The 14780-nt window shown below is 71.5% G+C and carries 14 protein-coding genes, 2 pseudogenes and 1 riboswitch; of the genes and pseudogenes, 9 read left to right on the top strand and 7 right to left on the bottom strand.

The window, feature by feature from the left end; translation table 11 throughout:
• Positions 1-77 (top strand): annotated as a pseudogene (locus ABZ945_RS32690) (dihydroxyacetone kinase subunit L); the annotation flags it as partial.
• 46 nt (positions 78-123) lie between these two features.
• On the opposite strand, the gene ABZ945_RS32685 reads toward ABZ945_RS32690, so the two are convergent.
• Both ABZ945_RS32685 and ABZ945_RS32680 read right to left on the bottom strand, forming a co-directional pair.
• On the bottom strand, positions 124-576 hold the full coding sequence (locus tag ABZ945_RS32685) for a GNAT family N-acetyltransferase (RefSeq protein WP_361277055.1): 453 nt from the start codon (positions 574-576) through the stop codon (positions 124-126).
• Positions 577-720: 144 nt separating this feature from the next.
• Complete coding sequence (locus tag ABZ945_RS32680; protein WP_361277053.1) at positions 721-1197, bottom strand: MarR family transcriptional regulator; 477 nt, start codon at positions 1195-1197, stop codon at positions 721-723.
• A gap of 143 nt (positions 1198-1340) precedes the next feature.
• Here ABZ945_RS32680 and ABZ945_RS32675 point away from each other — a divergent pair, with 143 nt between their 5' ends.
• The 3 genes from ABZ945_RS32675 (at position 1341) to ABZ945_RS32665 (ending at position 5643) form a co-directional block, all read left to right on the top strand.
• Complete coding sequence (locus tag ABZ945_RS32675) at positions 1341-2567, top strand: MFS transporter (protein ID WP_361277051.1); 1227 nt, start codon at positions 1341-1343, stop codon at positions 2565-2567.
• A 54-nt stretch (positions 2568-2621) separates the two neighbouring features.
• Positions 2622-3050 (top strand): heme-binding protein, encoded by a 429-nt coding sequence (locus ABZ945_RS32670; protein ID WP_361277049.1) that lies wholly within the window; start codon positions 2622-2624, stop codon positions 3048-3050.
• A 1168-nt stretch (positions 3051-4218) separates the two neighbouring features.
• Positions 4219-5643 carry a globin domain-containing protein gene (locus tag ABZ945_RS32665; protein WP_361277057.1) on the top strand — a complete coding sequence of 475 codons (1425 nt, stop codon included), beginning with the start codon at positions 4219-4221 and terminating at the stop codon, positions 5641-5643.
• A gap of 35 nt (positions 5644-5678) precedes the next feature.
• Here the strand turns inward: ABZ945_RS32665 and ABZ945_RS32660 are convergent, their stop codons facing one another.
• The 4 genes from ABZ945_RS32660 to ABZ945_RS32645 all read right to left on the bottom strand — a co-directional run bounded on the left by ABZ945_RS32660 (position 5679) and on the right by ABZ945_RS32645 (position 8979).
• Complete coding sequence (locus ABZ945_RS32660; protein WP_361277047.1) at positions 5679-6158, bottom strand: NUDIX hydrolase; 480 nt, start codon at positions 6156-6158, stop codon at positions 5679-5681.
• 66 nt (positions 6159-6224) lie between these two features.
• Entirely contained in the window at positions 6225-7121 is an 897-nt protein-coding gene (locus tag ABZ945_RS32655) for a LysR family transcriptional regulator (protein ID WP_361277045.1), read from the bottom strand.
• Between the two features lie 295 nt (positions 7122-7416).
• Complete coding sequence (locus tag ABZ945_RS32650) at positions 7417-8529, bottom strand: cystathionine gamma-lyase (RefSeq protein WP_361277043.1); 1113 nt, start codon at positions 8527-8529, stop codon at positions 7417-7419.
• Between the two features lie 69 nt (positions 8530-8598).
• Positions 8599-8979 (bottom strand): phage holin family protein, encoded by a 381-nt coding sequence (locus ABZ945_RS32645; RefSeq protein ID WP_361277041.1) that lies wholly within the window; start codon positions 8977-8979, stop codon positions 8599-8601.
• A 65-nt stretch (positions 8980-9044) separates the two neighbouring features.
• Between ABZ945_RS32645 and ABZ945_RS32640 the strand changes: the two genes are divergently transcribed.
• From ABZ945_RS32640 to ABZ945_RS32625, 4 genes and pseudogenes are all read left to right on the top strand, one after another.
• On the top strand, positions 9045-9362 hold the full coding sequence (locus tag ABZ945_RS32640) for a cupin domain-containing protein (protein ID WP_361277039.1): 318 nt from the start codon (positions 9045-9047) through the stop codon (positions 9360-9362).
• 365 nt (positions 9363-9727) lie between these two features.
• Positions 9728-9952: a DUF5326 family protein gene (locus tag ABZ945_RS32635; RefSeq protein WP_361277037.1), complete on the top strand. Its 225-nt coding sequence runs from the start codon at positions 9728-9730 to the stop codon at positions 9950-9952.
• A 109-nt stretch (positions 9953-10061) separates the two neighbouring features.
• Positions 10062-10331 (top strand): annotated as a pseudogene (locus ABZ945_RS32630) (helix-turn-helix domain-containing protein); the annotation flags it as partial.
• Between the two features lie 430 nt (positions 10332-10761).
• Positions 10762-11196, top strand: a complete 435-nt coding sequence (locus ABZ945_RS32625; protein WP_361277035.1) for an SsgA family sporulation/cell division regulator — start codon at positions 10762-10764, stop codon at positions 11194-11196.
• A gap of 91 nt (positions 11197-11287) precedes the next feature.
• Here the strand turns inward: ABZ945_RS32625 and ABZ945_RS32620 are convergent, their stop codons facing one another.
• A complete protein-coding gene (locus ABZ945_RS32620) occupies positions 11288-12781 on the bottom strand; it encodes a YibE/F family protein (RefSeq protein ID WP_361277033.1) in 1494 nt (497 codons plus the stop codon).
• Positions 12782-12813: 32 nt separating this feature from the next.
• Positions 12814-12948: riboswitch (TPP riboswitch) on the top strand.
• Between ABZ945_RS32620 and thiC the strand changes: the two genes are divergently transcribed.
• Positions 12943-14730, top strand: coding sequence for a phosphomethylpyrimidine synthase ThiC (thiC, locus tag ABZ945_RS32615; protein WP_361277031.1), 1788 nt, complete (start codon positions 12943-12945; stop codon positions 14728-14730). It overlaps the preceding riboswitch by 6 nt.
• The last annotated feature ends 50 nt before the right edge of the window (positions 14731-14780 follow it).

Raw genomic sequence — 14780 nt, 5'->3', positions numbered from 1 at the left:
AGCTGATCTCCACGGTGGGCGGGGCCTCGGGTCCGCTGTACGGCACGCTGCTGCGCCGCACCGGCAAGGCGCTCGGGTTCACGTGAAACATCCCCCCGCCTCGCGAGCACGTCAACAGGGCTGCTACAGCGTCATCTTGAAGCCCACATGGGAGGCCTCGAAGCCGAGCCGCTGGTAGAAGCGGTGGGCATCGGTGCGTGTGGCGTCCGAGGTGAGCTGGACCAACTGGCAGCCCTGACGCCGCGACTCGGCCACCGCCCACTCGATGAGCTGGGCGCCCAAACCGCTGCCCCGGGCGTCGGCATGTATCCGTACCGCCTCGATGACCGACCGGAGAGCACCACGTCGGGCGAGCCCCGGAATGACGGTGAGTTGCAGCGTCCCGATGACCCGCCCCTCTCGGACGGCGACCACCAACTGCTGGGCGGGGTCCTTCGCCAGGCGCTCGAACGCGGTGGTGTACGGGGTGAGGTCCTCGGGCGACTCACGCCGGGCGCCCAGGGGGTCGTCCGCCAGCATGGCCACGATGTCCGGCAGGTCGGAACGGCGGGCCGGCCTGATCTCAAGATCGCTCATGGGCGGAGCGTACGCCCGGCCCCGGAGAGCCTTACCGGATCCGCCCGGCAGGAGGGCCCTACCGGAGCTGCCCGGCAGGAGGGCCCCACCGGGCGCGGGCCTGCTTTCCCCCAGGGCCGAGCGGGCCGCGCCCGCCGCGACCGATCAGACCGTGACGGTGGGGACGGCCGGGGTGTTGAGTCCCTCCACGGCCCTGACCAGCGGGGCCAGCTCCGGGTTTTTGGCTGCCTCGTCCAGGGCCTCCCGCAGGGCCGCGGTGTTGGTGGGGCGGGCTTCGGCGAGCAGGGCGAGCCCGGAGTCGGTGACATCGGTGTAGATGCCGCGCCGGTCGGTGTCGCAGAGGTACCGGGTGAGCAGGCCCCTGTCCTCCAGCCGGGTCACCAGCCGGGTGGTCGCGCTCTGGCTGAGCACCACGGCATCGGCCACCTGCTTCATCTGGAGGTGGCCCCCCGGCCCGCTGTGCTGGCGGCTGAGCACATCCAGGAGCGAGAACTCGCGCACGCTCAGGCCGTGCGAGGTCTCCAGCGCCCGCTCGATATGCGCCTCGATCCTGCCGTGCAGCAGTGAGAGGGCGCACCAGCCCTGGGAGAGGGCGGTGAGCGCCGGATCTGTCGCTGTCATCTCTGTCTCTCCTCCGTCTGGAGCGGCGGTGTCCTCCCAGGATAGACGACGACCGCAATAGCCCGCGCTTGCATTTATAGCGCGCTTGCAATTATTGTGGTCGCTCGTAAGGTGCAGTCGCAATCTATGGAAGGTGTTTCCCCATGCCGCTCGCGCTCCTCGCCCTGGCCATCGGGGCCTTCGGTATCGGAACCACCGAGTTCGTGATCATGGGCCTCCTGCCGCAGGTCGCGGCGGACTACCAGGTGTCGATCCCCACCGCCGGCTTCCTCGTCAGTGGCTATGCCGTCGGTGTGGTCCTCGGCGCCCCACTGATGACCGCACTGGGCACCCGTGTCTCCCGGAAGCGCATGCTGATGCTGCTGATGGGGCTGTTCATCGCCGGCAACCTGCTGTCCGCCCTGGCACCCGCCTTCGGCATGATGCTGACGGGCCGGGTGGTCGCCTCCCTCGCCCATGGCGCGTTCTTCGGTATCGGCGCGATCGTGGCCGCCGACCTGGTCGCCCCCGAGAAGAAGGCCGGCGCCATCGCCATGATGTTCACCGGGCTCACCGTCGCCAATGTGGTCGGCGTACCGGCCGGAACCTTCATCGGTCAGGCCGCCGGCTGGCGGATCACCTTCTACGCCGTCGCCGCCCTTGGTGTGCTCGGTCTGCTGGGCGTCGCCAAGCTGGTCCCCGAGCAGCCCAAGGCCGAAGGCGCCCGGCTGAGCCAGGAGCTCGCCGCCTTCCGCAATGTGCAGGTGCTGCTCGCCATGGCGATGACGGTCCTCGGGTTCGGCGGGGTCTTCGCCGCCATCACCTACATCACCCCGATGATGACCGAGGCCGCCGGCTTCGCCGAGTCCTCCGTGACCTGGCTGCTCGTCCTCTTCGGTGTCGGCATGGTCGTGGGCAACCTCATCGGCGGCAAGTTCGCCGACCGCCGGCTGATGCCCATGCTCTTCGTCTCGCTGTCCGCGCTGGCCCTCACGCTCGCCGCCTTCACCTTCACCGCGGACAACAAGATCGCGGCCGCCGTGACCGTCACCCTGATAGGCGCCTTCGGCTTCGCGACCGTTCCGCCCCTCCAGAAGCGCGTCCTCGACCAGGCGGCCGCCGCGCCCACGCTCGCCTCCGCCATGAACATCGGCGCCTTCAACCTGGGCAACGCCATCGCCGCCTGGCTCGGCGGCATGGTGATCGCAGCCGGTTTCGGCATCACCGCCCCCAACTGGGTGGGCGCACTGCTGGCCGTCGCCGCCCTGGGGCTGGCCGTCCTCTCCGCAGCACTGGAGCGCGGTCAGGCCCGGCGTACCCAGCCCACCGCGGACGCCATCCTCCCCACGCCCGCGCCGGAGCAGGCCGCCGTCCCGGCGGGCCGCCACTGACTGCCGCCCTCCACCAGACCCTCCCCCGTCCCCCCCCACATCGAGGAGCCCCCCGTGACCACTGCAACCACCATCGCCGCGGCCCCGCTGAGCACTCAGGACGCCGAGGCCCTGCTCGACGCCGCCCGCCGGGCCGCCGAGGCCGCCGGAGTCACCGTCGCGGTGACCGTCCTGGACGCCGGGGGCCATCTGCTGGCCTTCCGTCGCGACGACCGCGCCGTGCTGATCGCCGGCGAGACCAGCACCCGCAAGGCGTACACCGCTCTCCAGCTCAACGCGCCGACCGCCGACCTCGTCGCCGCGGTCCAGCCGGGCGGACCGTTCCACACCCTGCCGACCGCTCTGGACCGACCGCTGCTCTTCATCGCGGGTGGCGTCCCGGTCCACCGCGACGGGCGGCTGATCGGCTCCATCGGTGTGGGTGGCGGAGCGCCCGAGCAGGACCACGACTTCGCCGTGGAGGCGGTGCGGGCGCTGAGCTAGATACCCAGCCTCGGCCCGGCCAGGACCGACCCGTTCCCCACAGGCACCGTCCCCCAGCCGCTTCGGCTGGGGGACGGTGATGTTTCACGTGAAACATCACCGCCTGCCGAGCGGCGAGTGAAAAAGTGAAGATCGGGAACCGACTCTGTGCAGAGTTGGCGAGAGAGGTGGACGCCCAGGGCAGACACGGTGGTTCGATGTCCGACGCGGTGATCTCGGCAACTGCTGCCGACTGGGCGCGGGGTGTGGGGCGAGCAGCGCGGAGCAACGCGTGTCCGCGCGCTGGGCATGCACTCGGTGCGTCCACGTCCCACCACGGAGAGGCCCCAGGAACTGACGAGATCACACCGCGCGTCTCAGGACATGACGGTCATGCAGCCTAACGAAAACCGAGGCGGATTACCGGACTTTCCACGCTCAGGCCGATGGGGAGCGCGACGGCTGTCATGCTGCGTCCACGGCCACTGCGGCCGGTCGGCCACCCCACCGTCACGCGGGCCCGGCTGACGGGCTCCGGTGCGTTGTGCGCTCGGGCGTTACCGTGGGCGAGCGACAGGCAGTGATCACCAGGCAGCAGCGGCGAACTGAGGCACCCTCCCACCGGGTGCGGCAGACCGACCGAAAGATGTTCGAGGCGAGGCACTCTATGGACGCTCCGACCACCACGTCGGCCGACAACGGCACCGCGGGCGACAGCGGTGGGGGTGGCGGCTGGTTCACCCCGCGCAAGCCCGTGAACGGTCAGTCGGACCAGGACGCCGTGGACTCCGCCCGCCCCGGGGCACCACGTCCCGAAGGCGCCGGCGCGTATGACGCTGCCGCACAGGAGCGGTCGTCGGCCGGTCGCCGCCCGCTGACCTCCATACGCATGGTGGGCAACGGTGCCTCCCGTACGCCCCCACCCGGTACCGCCGCCACCCAGCCCCGTACGGCACCCGCCCCCGTACCGCCTCCGGCCGACGGCACCGGGCCGCAGCCCTCCCCGTACCGGCGCACCCCGGAACCGGAGCCCGCGCACGCCCATGCGGCGGCCCCCGATCTCGTGCCGCCGCCCGGCCCCGGCCGTACCGATGTCCAGTCGGCCCCCTGGCCCACCGCCGAGCCCTCGGCCGCGGCTCCCGCCCCGTCTTCCGCCCCGGGCCCGAACGGTGCCTCCACCGGCGCCCCGCTGCCCCCGGCCACCCCCGTCGCCACCGCACCCACCGGCCCCAGCCCCGCCGCTCCGTCCGCCCCGCCCACCGTGTCCGCCCCGCCCACCGCGAGCGGATCCGCCTGGGAGCCGGAAGCGGCCCCCTCCCCGCAGCCACCGGCACCGGAACCGCAGGCACCGCAGCCCCCGGCACCGCAGCCACCGGCACCGCAGCCGCAGGCGTCGCAGCCGCAGGCACCGCAGCCGCAGGAACCCCACGCACCGGAACCGCAGGCGCCGCAGGCGCCGCAGGCGCCGCCGCGGCCCCAGCCATCGGAGACGCGGGAGAGTCCGGCGTCGCCCGACGCCCGGCTGGTCCGCCGCACGCTGGGCGAGATCGGGCCCGTCGCCGACAAGGTCACCGCCTACTTCTACGCGCTCCTCTTCACCCGCCACCCCGAGCTTCGCGGGCTCTTCCCGGCGGCCATGGACACCCAGCGCGACCGGCTGCTGAAGGCCCTGCTCACCGCGGCCGAGCACATGGACGACGCCACGGTGCTCACCGAGTACCTCCAGCATCTGGGCCGGGGACACCGCAAGTACGGGACCGAGCCCGGGCACTACCCGGCCGTCGGCGAGGCCCTGATCGGCGCGCTGACCCGGTACGCCACCACCACCTGGGACAAGGAGACCGAGGCGGCCTGGGTCCGGACCTACACCACGATCTCCCAGATCATGATCGACGCCGCCGCCGAGGACGAGCGGCGCGCGCCCGCCTGGTGGCACGGCGAGGTGGTCTCGCATGAGCTGCGGACCCCCGACATCGCGGTGCTCACCGTCCGCCCCGACCAGCCGTACCCCTTCCTCGCCGGGCAGTACACCAGCCTGGAGACCCCCTGGTGGCCGCGGGTCTGGCGGCACTACTCGTTCGCCTCCGCACCCCGGCCGGACGGTCTGCTCAGCTTCCATGTGAAGGCGGTGCCGGCCGGCTGGGTGTCCAACGCCCTGGTCCACCACGCCCGGCCCGGCGACGTCCTGCGACTCGGCCCGCCGGCCGGTTCGATGACCGTGGACCACACCACCGACAACGGTCTGCTGTGCCTGGGCGGCGGTACCGGGATAGCCCCGATCAAGGCGCTGGTCGAGGATGTGGCCGAGCGCGGTGTGCGCCGGCCGGTCGAGGTCTTCTACGGTGCCCGCACCGACCACGACCTCTATGACATCGACACCATGCTGCGGTTGCGGCAGAGCCACCCATGGCTCCAGGTGCGCGCGATCGTGGACCGCAGCACCCAGCTTCCCGAGCTGGTCCGCGAGTACGGGCCGTGGAACGAGTACGACGCCTATCTCTCCGGGCCGCCCGGGATGATCCGCCGGGGGGTCGACGCGCTGCGGGGCGTCGGGGTGCCCTCCGAGCGCATCCGCCACGACGCCCTGGACGAGCTCGTCGCCGCGGCCGGCTGAGCGCCGCGGGGCGGGCAACCCGGGGTCGGCAGGCGTCAGCCCAGGTCGGGGGCGTGCATCGCGCGTACGCCCTCGATGTTGCCGTCCAGGTAGTGCCGCAGCGACAGGGGCACCAGGTGGACCGCGGCGATGCCGACCCGGCTGAACGGCACCCGGACGATCTCGTACTCGCCCTCCGGCTGCTCGACCTCCGGACCGTGCCGCAGCGAGGGGTCCATGGATTCCAGCCGGCAGACGAAGAAGTGCTGCACCTTGACGCCGGAGACCCCGCCGTCCTCGATGTGCTCCACGGTGTCCACGAAGCACGGGACCACATCGGTGATCTTGGCGCCGAGCTCCTCGTCCACCTCGCGGTGCAGGGCGTCGACCACCGTCGCGTCCGTGGGCTCCACCCCGCCGCCCGGGGTGAGCCAGTACGGGTCCATACCGGGCTTGGTGCGTTTGATCAGGACGAGCTCGTCACCGTCGAGCAGGACGGCACGGGCGGTGCGCTTGACCACGGGACGTTCGGTCATGGCTTGAAGATGGCCCGACCGGGCACCTCCGAAACCCCGTGGACCGCCCCGCGATCCGCGACCGCGTCACCATGCCGCGGCGGCCCGTAGCAGCGACTCATGGGCGCGGGCGATGTGCGGCAGCGACAGGGTGCCGGCCCGGACCGCCAGGAAGTAGGTCCGCAGCGGCGGCACCGGAGGGTCGAGCAGGGCCACCAGCCGCCCGGCGGCGAGGGCGTCCTCGCACAGGTAGCGGGGCAGCACCGCGAGCCCGGCCCCGGCGGCCGCCGTCTCCAGGACGGCCCGCAGATCCGGAGCGATCACGGTGGCGGCGGCGGCCGGCTGCGACTCGAACACGGCGGCCCAGTAGCGGGCGACGAACGGCAGCGACTCATGCACCTCCACCACCGGCAGCTGCTCCAGCACCACCGCGCCCTTGCGCAGCAGGACACCCGGGGCGAGCCGGGCGGCCCACCGCGGCGAGGCCACCAGCACCTGCTCCTCGTCGCAGAGCGGGGTCGAGGTGAGCAGCCCGCCGCGGGGGCGGGCCGTGGTGACGGCCAGGTCGTGGTGGCCCGCGGCGAGCCCCTCGAAGACCTCGGAGGACACCGAGGTGAGCGCGGTGCGCAGGGCAACCCCTTGGGACACCAGCGCGGTGAGGGCCGGCAGGGCCCGCAGCGAGGTGAACTCGGGCGGCCCGGCGAGATGCAGCGTCCGTACGGTCGAGGCCTCGTCGAGCCCCGCCTCGGTGATCTCCACCAGAGCGTCCAGATGGGGCGCGGCGCGGTGCGCCAGCTCGTCGCCGATGGTGGTCGGGGTGACACCGCGGGCCTGGCGCAGGAAAAGCGGGCGGCCGAGCTGCCGCTCCAGCGTCCTGATCTGGCTGGTCACCGCCGGCTGCGAGAGGCCGAGGAGGGCGGCGGCACGGGTGAAGGAACCGGCCCGGTGCACCGTGACGAATGTGCGCAGCAAGGCCAGATCCATGCGCTTCCCTCTCTCCGCGGTCCGTGGGGACGACCCGGTCGTATCCATCTGATGGTGGCTCAGGGTTCTCTCTCACTATAAATATGTCGATAGGTCTCTGTCGCTACAGTGATTGGACACTGACGCACAGTGAACTAGCCTTGTACAGGCGGTTTGCCGGTGACCACCGGCACAACCGCGGCAGCCAGGGCGGTCCGAGCCACGAGGGGGGAGGCTCGGACCGCCCTCCGCGTACCGGGATGGCCGGATCGCGTCGGCCCGGTGGAAAGGGGCGGTGATCCTTCCGCGGCCGAGGTCAGGCCTCCAGGGCCCGTAGGACGTCCGCCACCAGGTCGGCAGGGTCCTCCGCGCCGACGGAGAAGCGGATGAAGCCCTCCGGCACCGCGTCCCCGCCCCAGCGGCCGCGCCGCTCCGCCGTGGAGCGCACCCCGCCGAAGCTGGTCGCGTCCTCCGCCAGCCGCAGAGCGGCCAGGAAGCGCTCCGCCCGCTCGCGGTCCGGCAGCACGAAGGACACCACCGAGCCGAAGCGCCGCATCTGCGCGCACGCCACCTGGTGCGAGGGATCGTCGGGCAGGCCCGGGTAGCGCAGACCGGACACCTCCGGCCGGTCGGCCAGCGCCTCGGCGAGCGCCAGCGCGGTGCCGCACTGCCGGTCCACCCGCAGCTGCAGGGTGGCCAGTGAGCGGTGGGCGAGCCATGCCTCCATCGGCCCCGCGATCGCCCCGGCGATCTTGCGCCAGCGCCGTACCGATGCCGCCACAGCCGGATCCGTGCAGGTCACATAGCCGAGCAGCAGGTCACCGTGGCCGGTCAGCCCTTTGGTGCCGCTCGCCACCGAGAGATCCGCGCCCAGCTCCAGCGGCCGCTGGCCGAGCGGCGTGGCGAGGGTGTTGTCCACGGCCACCAGCGCCCCCTGGGCGTGCGCGGCCTTCACCAGCCGCCGCACATCGCAGACGTCGAGCCCCGGGTTGGACGGCGTCTCGATCCACAGCAGCCGGGCCCCCTCCAGTACGTCGAGCTGGGCGTCACCGCCGGTCGGCGCGGTGCGGACCTCGATCCCGTACGCCTTCAGCTGCTCCCGCACCAGCGGCAGCGCCTGATAGCCGTCGGACGGCAGCACCACCGTGTCACCGGCTCGCAGCTGCGAGAAGAGCACGGCCGAGATCGCCGCCATCCCCGAGGCGAAGACCAGGGTCTCCACCTCCGCCCCGGGCGCCTCCAGCTCGCCGATCGCCCGCTCCAGATGCGTCCAGGTGGGATTGTCGTCCCGGCCGTAGGTGTACGGGCCGGTCGGCTCCCCGGGCAGGTGGTAGTGGGCGGCGAACACCGGCCCGGGCAGGGTGGGCTCGTACGCGGTCGGCTCGGGCAGTCCGGCGCGGACCGCCCTGGTCCCGTCGCCCCAGGTCATAGGGAACGCTCCTTCGTCGTGTATGCGGGCACCGGGCCCGGTGCCGCGGATTCCGGTCCGGCCGTGAGGTCAGTCCCGGGCGTCCGGCAGGACCAGGTTGAGCGCCCAGGACACCACCGAGATGATCAGTCCGCCCAGCACGGCCGTCCAGAAGCCCTCCACATGGAAGCTCAGGTCCAGCTTGTCGGCGAGCCAGGAGGTCAGCAGCAGCATCAGGGCGTTCACGATCAGGGTGAACAGGCCGAGCGTGAGCACGTACAACGGCAGCGTGAGCAGCCTGACCACCGGCTTCACCAGGACGTTGACCACGCCGAACACCAGCGCCACCAGCACCAGCGTCCATGCCTTCCTGCCGGTGCTGTCCCCGGTCAGGGTGATGTCGGCGAGCAGCCAGATCGCCACGGCCAGCGCGGCGGCGTTCGCGATCGTCTTGACGAGGAAATTCATCATGTGTCTGATCGTGGCAGACAGGTCGTGGCGGACACGATCGGACCGAGTGCAGGGGCGAGCGGGCGATGAAGGCATTCCGACTGGACGAGCTGGAGGCGGAACGCGCCGCCAACGACGGCGCTTACCTGCAGTTCCTGCGGGAGCGGAACATGTCGGTCGGCCTGTACGCGCTCGACGCGGGACAGCTCGACCCGCAGCAGCCGCACCGCGAGGACGAGGTCTATGTCGTCGTCAGCGGCCGCGCCGCGATCACCGTGGGCACCGAGACGACCTCGGTGGGGCGGGGCAGCGTGGTGTACGTGCCGGCCGGAGTACCGCACCGCTTCCACCACATCAGCGAGGACCTGCGGGTCCTGGTGGTCTTCTCCCCACCGGAGAGCTGAGGCCCGGGGCCGTACGGGGAGCCCGGGTCTCTGAAGCCTGAGGCCCGGGGCGCTCGGGGAGTTCAGGTCCCCGAGGCCCGGGCGCGAGCCTCCCGGGAGCCGGAACCCCTGAGTCCGGCGGGCCCTGACCTCCGGGTTCCCTAGGGGACGGATCAGGGCAGAGCCCGGGCCGCCGACCGCCCCGGTGCGGGGATCCGGCTTCTAGCATCGAAGGCGTCCGGGCTTTCGATCCGGAGACAGGGGATTCGGAGACCGGGGATCCCAAGTCCGGGGTTCCGGAGACCGGCCTTCCCAAGACCGGGGATCTTCCCAAGACCGGGGATCCGAAGACCGGGAGCGGCCCGGGTGACGAGGAGGAGAAGACGATGGCGGTACGGGAAGTGCTCGCGGGGATGCCCTGGTGGGTGAAGTGGATCGCCATACCGCTGATCGCGCTGTTCGTGTTCGGCGGCCTGATCGGCGCGGTGCTCGCCTTCGTCGCCGAACTGCTCTTCAAGCTGCTGCTGTTCGTCGCTCTGGTCGGCGGACTGGTCTATCTGGTACGCCGGTTCAGGTCGTCGTCCTCGTCCTCCTCCGGTGGCGACTGGTAACGCCTGTGTGCGGACGTTAGCTCGCGCGGGGGAACCGTCCGTACGGCCCGGCCGCTCGGCGGAGGCTCCCACTACAGTGGCGAGCCTCCGCCGCTTCGATGGGTGACCCATGGCCACGGCACCAGGCTCGACGGGGCATGTCCCCACCCTCATCGGCTCCGTCCAGCGGGCCCTGCGACTCCTGGAGGCGGTGGGCGCGCATCACGGCGGGGCCCCCGCCAAGCAGCTGGCCCGGGAGACCGGCCTGCCCCTGGCGACCGCCTACCATCTGCTGCGCACCCTGGTCCATGAGGGCTATCTCCGCAGGGACCAGGGCCTGTTCCTGCTCGGTGAGGCGGCCCATCGGCTGGCGGCCGACGGCGCGGTGCAGAATCGTCGCGGCAAGATCGCGGACAGGGAACCGCCACCGCCCCGGCCCTGTCCCTGCGCCCGCCCCCGCGCCTGCCCCCGATCCTCGGCCTGTCCCTGATCCGTACTTCCGCGATCCGTACGTCCGCGATCCGCGCCTTCGTGAACGGTGCTTTCCCGATCCGTGCTTCCGCGATCCGTGCCGTGGTGAACCACGCTTCCGTGGACGGCCCGCGCCGGTCGGCCGCGACGCCGGGCGGATGGCCGGAATCCCACGTTCGGGTTCTCTATCAGTATCTGAAATAACACGCCTTGTGATCACCCGGTGCTTGCTGGACGATGGCGGGACCAGAGCCGGTGCGGGCGCGACCCCGTCTCACCGGCCCTTTCCCGTTCCCCGGCCGCGCGTGTCCGGCACGCGCCGCCGTCCGCCACCCGGTCCATCCACTGCGGGGTACACGATGAGCGAGTCGGTCAAGGCCGAAGTCCTGATGAGCTTCGTCGTCACCGAGGAGCTGTCCTTCCGGATCCCGGTCGAGCTGGGGTACGAGGCGGCGGACCCCTTCGCCGTCCGGCTGACCTTCCATCTGCCCGGGGACGCGCCGGTGAGCTGGTCCTTCGGCCGGGAGCTGCTGCTCGACGGCCTCAATGTGCCGTCCGGGGAGGGGGATGTGCACATCGCGCCGGCCGGCCCGGGCGAGGTGTCCGATGTGCTGCTGCGGCTCCAGGTGGCCGGCGAGAGTGCCCTGTTCCGCTCCAGCGCCCCTCCACTGGTCGCCTTCCTGGACCGGACCGACAGGCTCGTCCCGCTCGGCCAGGAGTCGGCGCTGGGCGCGCCGGCCGACAGCCTGGACGCGGTGCTCGGCAGGATCCTCGCCGAGGAGAACGCCGGCTGAGCCGCGCCTCGGCGCCTTCCGTACGGACCCGCCGTCCCCGTCGCTACCGCCGGCCCGCCGGGACCACCGCTCCCCCACGGGGTCTTGGGGCCTACCGCTTGCGCCGCCGGCCGCGTCCGCCGCGTCCCGTGGCGGGCGCCGGGGCGCCGTCCGCCGGGCGGTCGGCCGAGACCACCAGCGCGGCCAGCGCGGTGGTCACCGGCACCGAGGCCACCAGCCCGATCGACCCCACCAGGGTCCGCACGATCTCCTCGGCCACCAGCTCGCTGTTGGCCACCGTCCCCACACTGCTCTGCGCGATCGAGAACAGCAGCAGCAGCGGCAGCGCCGCGCCCGCGTACGCCAGCACCAGGGTGTTGACCACCGAGGCGATGTGGTCCCGGCCGATGCGGATACCCGCCCGGTACAGGGCCCGCGGCCCCATCCGCGGGTCGGCCTGCTTCAGCTCCCACACCGCGGAGGTCTGGGTCACCGTCACATCGTCCAGCACACCCAGCGATCCGATGATGACCCCGGCCAGCAGCAGACCGGACATGTCGATGTCCGGGTAGAGGCCGTGGATGAGACCGGTGTTGTCGTCGGTGTTCCCGGTGAGCGAGGCCCAGTCGATGAACAGCGAGCCGAGCAGGCCGATCAGCAGCAGCGAGACCAGTGTCCCGAGCACCGCCACCGAGGTGCGGGCGTTCAGCCCGTGGCAGCTGTAGAGCGCGATCAGCATGATGGCGCTCGCCCCGATCACGGCGACCAGCAGCGGGTTCGAACCCTGGAGGATGGCCGGCAGGATGAACAGGGTGAGCACGGCGAAGCTCACCGCCAGGGCGACCAGCGCCATCACCCCCCGCAGCCGTCCGACCGCCACCACCGCCAGCGCGAAGATGCCCGCCAGCAGGGCCATCGGCAGGGTGCGGTCCACATCGGTGACGGAGTACTGCAGATCCCGCGGGGCGTCCGGCGCGTACGCCACCACCACGCCCTGCCCATTCTCAAGTTGCCGGGTGGCGTCGGGCTGGACGATCTCGACGAACTTGCGGCCGCGGTCCTTGCCGCTGGTGACCTCGACCGTGGCCTTGGTGCACTGCCCCTGCTGGGCGGCGGCCGCCTCACGGCCCTCGGGCGTCGTGGGGTTCTCGGTCGGCGGCACCTGAGCGGCGTTGACGTCCCGGCAGTCGACCTTCTCGATCCGCACCACCTCGCCCTGCTCGGTCTGCCGGTCGAAACCGACCCCGGTCCGCTCGTGTGCGGGGGCGCCGCCCGGCCACAGCACCGCGAGCCCCACCAGCACCGCGGTGGCGAACGGGATGAGCACCGCCGCGATGACCTTGCGCAGATGCTTCGACACCGGCGCCGCGGGCCCGTGCACATGGCTGTGGCCGTGGCTGTGCGCATGGCCTCCACCGGGACCATGGCCATGGCCCTGACCAGGGCCGCGATCGTCGGGACGGCCGCCGTGACCGCGGTCGTCCACGGGCCCGGACGACTGCCCGGGAGGCTGCTCCGGCTGATGCCGGTGTCCATCGGGATCGGGGAACCGCTGCGAGGAAGTCACCGCCCGATCATCGCAAGAACGACGGGGCCCTCTGTTCATTGCGGTGAGGTGGGCGCTAGCGTGGTGGGCGCATTTGCACACGCGGGAGCTCGGAGCACCGGGCTGAGAGGGCGCTGACATCCGTACGAGGCGTACGGAGGCCGCTGCGTCGACCGCCGAACCTGTTACCGGGTAATGCCGGCGTAGGGAGATAGGTCACCATGACCGTTCAGGACGCACGCACGCCTGCCTCCGAGCAGAACGACGAGGCCGGGAAGTCCATCGGCTGGCACAAGGGGTACGTCGAGGGCTCCCGCCCCGACCTCCTGGTGCCGGTCCGCACGGTGCACCTCACCAACGGCAAGGACGTGACGCTCTACGACACGTCAGGTCCGTACACCGACCCGCACGTCGAGACCGACGTCCGCCGCGGACTGCCCCCGCTGCGGGAGAACTGGATCATCGCCCGCGGCGACACCCAGGAGTACGCGGGCCGCCCGGTCCGCCCCGAGGACGACGGGATCAAGCACACCTCGCCGCGCGGCGGGCTGCGCAACCTGGACGCCGTCTTCCCCGGCCGCCCGCGCCAGCCGCGCCGGGGCCGGGACGGCCAGGCGGTCACCCAGCTCGCCTACGCCCGCCGCGGCGAGATCACCCCGGAGATGGAGTACGTCGCCATCCGCGAGAACGTCTCCCCCGAGGTGGTCCGCGAGGAGATCGCCGCCGGCCGCGCGGTGCTCCCGGCCAACGTCAACCACCCGGAGATCGAGCCGATGATCATCGGCAAGCGGTTCCTGGTGAAGGTCAACGCCAACATCGGCAACTCCGCCGTGACCTCCTCCATCGAGGAGGAGGTGGAGAAGATGACCTGGGCCACCCGCTGGGGCGCCGACACGGTCATGGACCTCTCCACCGGCCGCAACATCCACACCACCCGCGAGTGGGTGCTGCGCAACTCGCCGGTGCCGATCGGCACGGTGCCGCTCTACCAGGCCCTGGAGAAGGTCGACGGCAAGGCCGAGGAACTGACCTGGGAGATCTACAAGGACACCGTCATCGAGCAGGCCGAGCAGGGCGTCGACTACATGACGGTCCATGCCGGGGTGCTGCTGCGCTATGTGCCGCTCACCGCGCGCCGCAAGACCGGCATCGTCTCCCGCGGCGGCTCGATCATGGCGGCCTGGTGCCTGGCGCACCACAAGGAGTCGTTCCTCTACGAGAACTTCGAGGAGCTCTGCGAGATCCTCGTCTCCTATGACGTCACCTACTCCCTCGGTGACGGGCTGCGCCCCGGTTCGATCGCGGATGCCAATGACGAGGCCCAGTTCGCGGAGCTGCGTACGCTCGGCGAGCTGAACTCGATCGCCAAGCGCCATAACGTCCAGACCATGATCGAGGGCCCGGGCCATGTCCCGATGCACAAGATCAAGGAGAACATCGACCTCCAGCAGGAGATCTGCGAGGAGGCCCCGTTCTACACGCTGGGCCCGCTCACCACCGATGTCGCCCCGGCGTATGACCACATCACCTCCGGCATCGGCGCCGCCATGATCGCCTGGTGGGGCACCGCGATGCTCTGCTACGTCACGCCCAAGGAGCACCTGGGCCTGCCCAACCGGGACGATGTGAAGACCGGCGTCATCACCTACAAGATCGCCGCCCACGCCGCCGACCTGGCCAAGGGGCACCCCGGCGCCCAGGAGTGGGACGACGCCCTGTCGGACGCCCGGTTCGAGTTCCGCTGGGAGGACCAGTTCAACCTGGCGCTCGACCCGGACACCGCCCGGGAGTTCCACGACGAGACGCTGCCCGCGGAGCCGGCCAAGACCGCTCACTTCTGCTCCATGTGCGGGCCGAAGTTCTGCTCGATGAAGATCAGCAGGAGCATCACCGAGCAGTTCGGCGGTGACGCGCCGCTGAGCGACGACGAGGCCATGGCCGGGATGATGGAGAAGTCCGCCGAGTTCGCGGCGCGGGGGAAGCGGCTCTACCTCCCCATCGCCGACTGATCCGTTCGGTGCAGCGGGCCCGGGGTCGATGTTTCACGTGAAACATCGAC

Source organism: Streptomyces sp. NPDC046887 (genome assembly GCF_040644755.1).
GTDB lineage: Bacteria > Actinomycetota > Actinomycetes > Streptomycetales > Streptomycetaceae > Streptomyces > Streptomyces lichenis.
This window is presented reverse-complemented; position numbering and strand designations above follow the sequence as displayed.

Coding starts and splice junctions, on each gene's coding strand:
- ABZ945_RS32685 (WP_361277055.1), bottom strand. CDS start 576: ATGAGCGATCTTGAGATCAGGCCGGCCCGCCGTTCCGACCTGCCGGAC.
- ABZ945_RS32680 (WP_361277053.1), bottom strand. CDS start 1,197: ATGACAGCGACAGATCCGGCGCTCACCGCCCTCTCCCAGGGCTGGTGC.
- ABZ945_RS32675 (WP_361277051.1), top strand. CDS start 1,341: ATGCCGCTCGCGCTCCTCGCCCTGGCCATCGGGGCCTTCGGTATCGGA.
- ABZ945_RS32660 (WP_361277047.1), bottom strand. CDS start 6,158: ATGACCGAACGTCCCGTGGTCAAGCGCACCGCCCGTGCCGTCCTGCTC.
- ABZ945_RS32655 (WP_361277045.1), bottom strand. CDS start 7,121: ATGGATCTGGCCTTGCTGCGCACATTCGTCACGGTGCACCGGGCCGGT.
- ABZ945_RS32650 (WP_361277043.1), bottom strand. CDS start 8,529: ATGACCTGGGGCGACGGGACCAGGGCGGTCCGCGCCGGACTGCCCGAG.
- ABZ945_RS32645 (WP_361277041.1), bottom strand. CDS start 8,979: ATGATGAATTTCCTCGTCAAGACGATCGCGAACGCCGCCGCGCTGGCC.
- ABZ945_RS32640 (WP_361277039.1), top strand. CDS start 9,045: ATGAAGGCATTCCGACTGGACGAGCTGGAGGCGGAACGCGCCGCCAAC.
- ABZ945_RS32635 (WP_361277037.1), top strand. CDS start 9,728: ATGGCGGTACGGGAAGTGCTCGCGGGGATGCCCTGGTGGGTGAAGTGG.
- ABZ945_RS32625 (WP_361277035.1), top strand. CDS start 10,762: ATGAGCGAGTCGGTCAAGGCCGAAGTCCTGATGAGCTTCGTCGTCACC.
- ABZ945_RS32620 (WP_361277033.1), bottom strand. CDS start 12,781: ATGAACAGAGGGCCCCGTCGTTCTTGCGATGATCGGGCGGTGACTTCC.
- thiC (WP_361277031.1), top strand. CDS start 12,943: ATGACCGTTCAGGACGCACGCACGCCTGCCTCCGAGCAGAACGACGAG.